7 protein-coding genes are annotated in these 7,626 nt (G+C 69.8%); 5 read left to right on the forward strand and 2 right to left on the reverse strand.

Annotated elements, in window-relative coordinates; genetic code table 11:
* Window positions 1-995 (forward strand): cation:proton antiporter domain-containing protein (locus tag AB4Y86_RS07640; protein WP_441401558.1); only part of this gene is annotated, 995 nt, incomplete at its 5' end.
* 89 nt (window positions 996-1,084) lie between these two features.
* On the opposite strand, the gene AB4Y86_RS07645 is transcribed toward AB4Y86_RS07640, so the two are convergent.
* A complete protein-coding gene (locus AB4Y86_RS07645; protein ID WP_441401560.1) occupies window positions 1,085-2,320 on the reverse strand; it encodes an ROK family protein in 1,236 nt (411 codons plus the stop codon).
* A gap of 75 nt (window positions 2,321-2,395) precedes the next feature.
* Here AB4Y86_RS07645 and AB4Y86_RS07650 point away from each other — a divergent pair, with 75 nt between their 5' ends.
* The 4 genes from AB4Y86_RS07650 to AB4Y86_RS07665 all read left to right on the forward strand — a co-directional run bounded on the left by AB4Y86_RS07650 (window position 2,396) and on the right by AB4Y86_RS07665 (window position 6,430).
* Entirely contained in the window at window positions 2,396-4,102 is a 1,707-nt protein-coding gene (locus AB4Y86_RS07650; protein WP_441401562.1) for a glycoside hydrolase family 13 protein, read from the forward strand.
* A gap of 5 nt (window positions 4,103-4,107) precedes the next feature.
* A complete protein-coding gene (locus AB4Y86_RS07655; protein WP_441401570.1) occupies window positions 4,108-5,097 on the forward strand; it encodes an aldo/keto reductase in 990 nt (329 codons plus the stop codon).
* A 177-nt stretch (window positions 5,098-5,274) separates the two neighbouring features.
* Window positions 5,275-6,138, forward strand: a complete 864-nt coding sequence (locus AB4Y86_RS07660) for an HpcH/HpaI aldolase/citrate lyase family protein (RefSeq protein ID WP_441401564.1) — start codon at window positions 5,275-5,277, stop codon at window positions 6,136-6,138.
* 67 nt (window positions 6,139-6,205) lie between these two features.
* Entirely contained in the window at window positions 6,206-6,430 is a 225-nt protein-coding gene (locus tag AB4Y86_RS07665; RefSeq protein ID WP_441401566.1) for a DUF3188 domain-containing protein, read from the forward strand.
* On the opposite strand, the gene AB4Y86_RS07670 is transcribed toward AB4Y86_RS07665, so the two are convergent.
* Window positions 6,420-7,626, reverse strand: a 1,207-nt coding sequence (locus AB4Y86_RS07670; RefSeq protein ID WP_441401568.1) for a SulP family inorganic anion transporter, incomplete at its 5' end; no start/stop codon positions are given. The two genes, AB4Y86_RS07665 and AB4Y86_RS07670, sit on opposite strands and share 11 nt — an antisense overlap.

The following is a 7,626-nucleotide window of genomic DNA, read 5'->3' on the forward strand; positions in this document are numbered from 1 at the left end:
GGATCGCGATGGGCTGGCTCACCGGGCTGATCACGCGGCTGGTGCAGTCGATGGTGGCCCGCAGCGCCGTCACCCTGGTGGTCCCGTTTGCCGTCTATATCCTTGCCGAAGAGTTGCACGCCTCCGGGGTGATCGCCGTCGTCGTGACGGCCCTGGAGATGAAGCGGCACTCCAGGCCCCAGGATGCCGCCGAGAGAGTCACCCGTACCGCCTTCTGGGACGTGGTGGAGTTGCTCGTGACCGGGCTGGCCTTCGGGCTCGTGGGCCTCGAGATCCGGCAGGTCATCCGGGACGAAGGCGCCGCCGTTCTTGGCATGGCCGGGACGGCCGGAGTCGTCTGCGTGCTCGTGTTCGCCGTGCGGTTCGGCTGGCTGGCCATGATGTCCGGCATGGCGCGGAGCCAGAAGAACGTCCTGCGCCCCACGTCCGCCAAGGAAGTGCTGATTCTGACCTGGTGCGGGATGCGCGGCCTGGCCACGCTGGCGCTGGCGCTGGCACTGCCGGTCACCCTGGCCGACGGCGCCCCGATCCCGGGCCGCAGCGAAATGCTGGTGACTGCCTGCGCCGTCCTGCTTGCCACCCTCGTGCTGCCGGGCCTGACGCTGCCGTGGTTGATGCGGGTCCTGCATGCGTCCGGGGACGGATCGGAGGAGCGGGACGCCGCCCGGATATTGGCCTCCAGGGCCCAGGAAGCCGCCATCGCAGCGCTGAAGGACACCGAGTTCATGAAGGAACTGCCGCCGGAAAAGGTGGCCTTGGTCAAGGAGAAGATGACCCGGCTGCGTTCCGACTTGCTGGGCGGGAGCCTGCCGAACGAGAGCGTGGACGAGAAACGCAAACGCGGGCGGGAACTGGCCATTGCCGTGCAGACCATTGCCCTCGACGCGGCACGGCAGGAAGTTGTGGAGGCCCGCAACGAACCGGATACGGACCCCGAAGTGGCGGACCGGGTGCTGCGTCAACAGGACCTGCGCACCATGATCATGCCGGAGTGATATCCGGGGCGCGACCGCGGGGCCCTGGCCCCGGGGGCCCGACGGCGCGGGGGCCCGCCGCCCCGAGGGCCCGCCGGCGTCGGGCGTTGCTACGCCGGCGCGGTCAGCTCCAGTTCCAGGGCATTCGCCTCGACGAAGTCCAGGGCGTGCCGGACGGCGCCCACGGTGACGATCGCGTCTCCCAGCGGCGAGACTGTGACCCTCGGGGGAGTGGCGGTGAAGCGCGGCAGCGCGGCGGTGATCCCGGGCAGGAGCGCGCCAGCCGAATCGGCGACGGCGCCGCCGATTACCACCAGTTCCGGGTTGATCAGGCTGGCGATCGCGGCTATGACCCGGGCCATCCGCTCCGAAAGCCGATCCAGGATCGCGAGGGCGGCGGTGTCCCCGGCCGCCGCGTCCGTAAATACGCGCCGGGCGCTCGCTTGGCCGCCGGCAGTCGGACCGCCGTCCGCGCCCTGCCACTGCCGGGCCAGGCTCGCGATCCCGTCGCTGGAGCCGACGCCCGCGACCATGCCCAGGAAGCCCATTTCGCCGGCCCCGCCGCCGTGGCCGTGCAGCAGCCGGCCGGACTCCAGCACTCCCGCACCGAGGCGCTCACCGGCCAGCAGCACGACGAGGTCGTCGACGCCGCCGCCGGACCCGCGCCAGCGTTCCCCGAGCGCGGCCAGGTTCGCGTCGTTTTCCAACAGCACCCGCCAGCCGTGGAGCTCCGCCAGTGCCGAGCGGAGCCCGACGTCGAACAGGCTCCAAAAGTGCTGGGCGGACAGCACGTTGCCGTCACGGTCCACCGGGGCGGCGATGCCAGCACCCACGGCCAGGACCGTGCCAGGGTTTTCGCCCGCCGCCGCCAGCGCCTGCCGACACGCCCGGTCCACCACGGTGATCCGCTCACTGGCCGGGATGTCGGCCGCGCGGAAGCTGGCGCCTGCGCGGCCGATGACCCTGCCCCGGAGATCGGCGACGACGGCGGTCGTGGTGGCGGCGCCGATGTCGAGGCCCAGGACCACGCCGGCGCGGTCCTTGAGTTCAAAGCGCCGGGCCGGCCGGCCCTTCTGCGCGCTGCCGGCAGACGGGGGATTCTTCCCCGGTGCGTCGAGTTCACGGATCCAGCCGCGCCGGATCAGGTCCTCGCAGACGGCTATCACCGAAGCCCGGGTGAGCCCGGTCCCTGCCATCAGCTCCGTGCCGGTGGCCACCTCGGCGCCGCGGATGGCGGCGAGCACTGCCTGCGCGTTCACCCGGCGCAGCAGTGGGGGCGTGGCGGCTCCCTGCGGCTTCGGAATCTTGACCTCCCCGTGAATGCCGACCCATAATTGTTCCGGCAATAGATTTAGCTTCTATCTAAATTGTATGACATGCGATACCTGACTCAGACACCGCCCCCGCCCAAAGGATTCCCCTTGTCGAACACCGCCACGCTGGCAACCCTGCCCGGTTCCGACCTCGCCGCCGACCCCAATTGGTGGCGCCAGGCCGCCGTGTACCAGATCTACCCGCGCAGCTTCTCCGACTCGAACGGTGACGGCCTCGGCGACATCAGAGGCATCACCGCCAAGGTCCCGTACCTGAAGAACCTCGGGATCGACGCCGTCTGGCTCTCCCCGTTCTATCCGTCGGCGCTCGCCGACGGCGGCTACGACGTCGACGACTACCGTGACGTCGACCCGAAGCTGGGCACCCTGGCCGACTTCGACGAGATGTCCGCCGCGTTGCACGCCGCAGGCATCAAACTGATCGCCGACATCGTGCCGAACCACTCCTCCGACCGCCACGTCTGGTTCCAGGAAGCACTCGCCTCACCGCGGGGCTCGGACGCGCGGGAACGCTACATCTTCCGGGACGGCCAGGGCGAGCACGGCGAGATCCCGCCGTCGGACTGGGAATCCGTGTTCGGCGGCCCGGCCTGGGAGCGCATCACCGAGCCGGACGGCACCCCCGGCCAGTGGTACATGCACATCTTCGCCAAGGAGCAGCCGGATCTGAACTGGTCCAACCGCGAGATCCGCGACGACTTCCTCAAGACCCTGCGTTTCTGGTCCGACCGCGGCGTGGACGGCTTCCGCGTCGACGTGGCGCACGCCCTGACCAAGGACCTGACCGAGCCGCTGCTGTCCCGACTGGAGCTGGGCGGAGCCAGCGACGGCGCCGACGGCTTTGATGACGGCTCGCACCCCTTCTGGGACCGCGACGAGGTCCACGAGATCTACGTTGAATGGCGCGAGGTGTTCAACGAGTACAACCCGCCGCGCACCGCCGTGGCCGAAGCCTGGGTGCACGCCAGCCGCCGSGCCCGCTATGCCAGCCCGGCGGGTCTGGGCCAGGCGTTCAACTTCGACCTGCTGCAGGCCGACTTCGACGCCGACGAGTTCCGCGAGATCATCACCCGCAACCTCGCCGAAGCGACCGAGTCCGGCGCCTCCTCCACCTGGGTCTTCTCCAACCACGACGTCGTCCGGCACGCCACCCGCTACGGCCTGCCCAAGGGCGGCGGCCGGCACGCCAAGGGCCAGGACGGCAAGGGATGGCTGCTGGCCGGGGCCCCGGCCGAAGAGCTCGACGTGGAACTCGRCCTGCGCCGTGCCCGCGCCGCGACCCTGCTGATGCTGGCGCTGCCCGGCTCCGCCTACCTGTACCAGGGCGAGGAACTGGGCCTGCAGGAGGTGGCCGGGATCCCGGATGCCGACCGCCAGGACCCCACCTTCTTCCGCAACAAAGGCGTGGAAATCGGACGCGACGGCTGCCGGGTACCGCTCCCGTGGGCCACGGATGGAGCCTCGTTCGGCTTCGGCGACGGCGGCGCCCACCTGCCGCAACCGGCGTGGTTCGGCCGCTACGCCGTCGCGGCCCAGGACGGCACCGAGGGCTCCACCTTGGAGTTTTACCGGAAGGCCCTGAAACTGCGCCGCGAACTGCAAACCTCCGAAGAGCTGGAATGGCTGGAAACAGGCCACGCCAACGTGCTGCACTTCCGCCGCCACGGCGGCTGGCAGTCCGTGACCAACTTCGGGGACGACGCCGTCGAGCTGCCCGCCGGTGAGGTGCTGATCAGCAGCGGCCCGCTGGACGGGAAGCTGCTCCCCGGCAACACCACCGTCTGGCTCCGGTGAGTTCCCTGTCCGGGCAGCCCGCCGCCGGGTCGCCCGGGCTGTCCGGGCGGTCGGCCCAGGAGCTCATTTATGGCTGCATGGGGCTGGGCGGCAGCTGGTCGGCGGAGCCGTACTCGTCCGCGCATGTGGACGAGGCGGCTGCCGCCGTCGACGCCGCACTGGATGCGGGCATCACGCTCTTCGACCATGCTGACATCTACCGCAACGGCAAGGCCGAGGCGGTGTTTGGCGAGGTGCTGGCACAGAGCCCCGGCCTGCGGGAGCGGATCCGGCTGCAGACCAAGTGCGGCATCCGGCTGGGCGAGCAGGGCCTGGACGCGTTCTACGACCTGAGCCGGGACGGCATCCTGGAGCGCGTCAACGCCAGCCTCGCCCGGTTGAAAACTGACTACGTCGACGTACTAATGCTGCACCGGCCGGACCCGCTGCTGGACCCGGCCGAGGTGGCCGCCGCCGTCGGGCAGCTGATGGCCGAGGGCAAAGTCCGGGCACTTGGCGTCTCCAACATGTCGGCCCCGCAGATCGAGTTGCTGCAGGACCGGCTGGACACGCCCGTGGTGGCCAACCAGCTGGAAATGAGCCTGTCCGCGCGGGCCTGGCTGGAGAGCACGGTGCTGGTCAACCACGCCGAGGGCGCGGACTACAGCTTCCCGCACGGCACTGTGGAGCACTGCGTCCGGCACGGGATCGCACTGCAGGCCTACGGGGCACTGTCGCGGGGTCTGTACACGGGCGCGCCGTCCGCCACCCAGAGTGCAGCGGAGGAGGCCACCGCCGCACTCGTGGCCGAGCTGGCCGTGAAGAAGGACACCACCGGTGAAGCGGTCCTGCTGGGCTGGCTGATGAAGCACCCGGCCGGGATCGCCCCCGTGATCGGCACCGCCAAGCCGGAACGGATCCGGGCATGCGCCGGCGCCGCCGGCGTCGCGGCGGCCATGACCCGGGCCGAGTGGTACCGGCTCTGGATCACGGCCCGGGGCAGCAACATCCCGTAGCCCCCGCCCGCCGTCGTGCCGGCCCAACTGGCTCGCACTTGTTGTCGTTTTGAGGGCTGAAAACGACACCTAATGCGAGCCAGTTGGGGAGGGCCGGAAGTGATTTTGGTCGTATTGGTCGCCCCAATTAGGGGTATCACTTGGCGGCGGGCGCCCCCGGACGGCTAGCGTAGAGGCATGACCTCTACCACCACCGCCGGGATTGTCCGGCCCCAGCGCAACATCCCGGCCGAAATTGCCCGCTCCTGGCTGCTGGTCAACGCCATGAAGCCGGAGCTCTTTGCACAGTCCGCGGAGTCCCGTGCCGACGCCATCATCCTGGACATCGAGGACGCGGTGGACCCGTCGCAGAAGGATGCAGCCCGCGAGCACGTCGTGGACTGGCTGACCGCCGGCGGCAACGCCTGGGTCCGGATCAATGACGCCACCAGCCCCTTCTGGGCCGATGACCTCGCCGGGCTCCGCGGCACGCCGGGACTGCTCGGCGTGATGCTCGCCAAGACCGAGTCCGCGGACCAGGTCACCGAGAGCTTCCACCGCATGGACGGCAAGGTCCCGGTCATCGCGCTGGTCGAGTCCGCGGTCGGCATCGAGGAAGCCAACCACATCGCCAAGGCCCAGGGCGCCTACCGGCTGGCCTTCGGCTCCGGTGACTTCCGCCGCGACACCGGCATGGCCGCCACTCCGGAAGCGATGGCCTACCCGCGCGCGAAGCTCGTTGTCGCCAGCCGGGTCGGCAACCTGCCTGGTCCCATCGACGGACCCACGGTCGGCACCAACCACCCGATCCTGCGCGAACAGACCGGCATCACGGTGATGATGGGCATGACCGGCAAGCTCTGCCTCCAGATTGACCAGACCCACATCATCAACGAAGTCATCAGCCCCACGCCCTCCGACGTCGCCTGGGCCACCGACTTCATGGCCGACTTCGAGGCGAACGGCCGCGTCATCCGCGACGGCTCCGACCTGCCGCGCCTGGGCCGCGCCGAGAAGATCATGAAACTAGCCGTGGCCTTCGGGGTGCAGCCCGCCCTGTAGCCGGCCATGAGCCGGTCCCGGGCCGGCCCGCGTAAAGAGGCAGCGCTGCGCCACGTAGAATGGCACAGTGCTGAACGAATTCTGGGCCACCGCGCCGACCACCTACAAGGTGCTCGTCTTCAGCGCCATGGGCCTGATCGCCGCCGGTATCATCCTGAACCTGGTCGGCAACAACACCGGCAACCAGGGCCTGGCCGTCGCATCCCTGGCCGTCATCGGTCTCGGACTCGTCCTGCACATCGCCGGGATTGTGGTCCGCGGCCAAACGATCCGGAAAAACTTCAAGCGTTAGCGGCGGCGTTCCGCGCCACGTGGCTCCGGGCATGTTCCACGGCCTCGGACAGACTGCCGAACAAGTGCTTGTGGTGCCGCAGTGAGCGGATCACGCCCACGTTGGTCACGAGGTCCAGGTGTTGCGGCTGGACGCCCTTGAGCAGCACCGTGACGCCGCGCAGCTCCAGTGCGGAGATGACTTCGACCAGGGTGTGCGCACCGGTCGCGTCGAGCATCCGGACTTGCGAGAGCCGGATGATCGCGACCTGGATGTCTTTGACCTGGCTGATCTCCTGCAAAACCCGTTCCGCGGCACCAAAGAACATGGCGCCGTCCAGTCGGAAGATGGCGATGTGGCCGTCGCCCGGCGCCGCCGGCCCGGGGATGTCTTCGCGCTGGACCCCGCTGAGCGAGGCGAACTTGCGCAGCGTGAAGAGCGCCGCCGCGACCAGCCCGATTTCGATCGCCACGATCAGGTCGAACGCCACGGTGATCAGCGCCGTCAGAACAAAGACGAATGCATCGGCCCGGGTGGAGCGCAGCACCGCCGCCACGGTCTGCCGGGAGACCATGCGGGTGGCCGTGACCATCAGGATTCCGGCCAGCACCGCCAGCGGGATCCTGCCCACCAGCCCCGCCGCCAGATAAATAATGGCCAGCAACACTAGGGCGTGGACGATCGCCGCGATCCGGGTCCTGGCTCCGGAGCGGACGTTGACGGCGGTCCGTGCGATCGCGCCCGTGGCCGGCATGCCGCCGAAGAACCCCGCCGCCACCGAGGCCAGCCCCTGGCCGGTGAGTTCGCGGTCCGGGTTGTACCTTCCGGTGGGCCGGCCGTCGGGGCCGGCCATGCCGGCGGCCACCCTGGCCGATAGCAGGGACTCGATCGCCGCAAGCGTGGCGACGGACACCGCGGGCATCAGCAGGCCGCCCAGCGCCGACGGGTCCAGCGACGGCAGCGCCGGGGCGGGGAGGGAGTGCGGCAGCGCCCCAATCCGCGGGATCTGCAGATCCAAGAGTTCGGCGGCCACGGTGGCGAGCAGCACGGCTGCCAAGCTCGCCGGGATGGCCTTGCTGAGCCGGGGCAGCAGGACCATCACCGCCGCGACGCCGGCCACCACGGCCAGGGTTTGCAAAACGGTGGGAGCAGTCGCACTGGAGGCGCTTTCCACCGCGGCCAGCAGGGTATTGTGGCCGGGCACCCCTGCGGTGCCG

Origin of the sequence: Arthrobacter sp. 2YAF22_2 (assembly GCF_052114645.1) — a bacterium.
Classification (GTDB): domain Bacteria; phylum Actinomycetota; class Actinomycetes; order Actinomycetales; family Micrococcaceae; genus Arthrobacter.

What these genes read in the sequence shown, in the direction of transcription:
- AB4Y86_RS07660 (WP_441401564.1), top strand. Translation starts at nt 5,275, where the DNA reads ATGACCTCTACCACCACCGCCGGGATTGTCCGGCCCCAGCGCAACATC.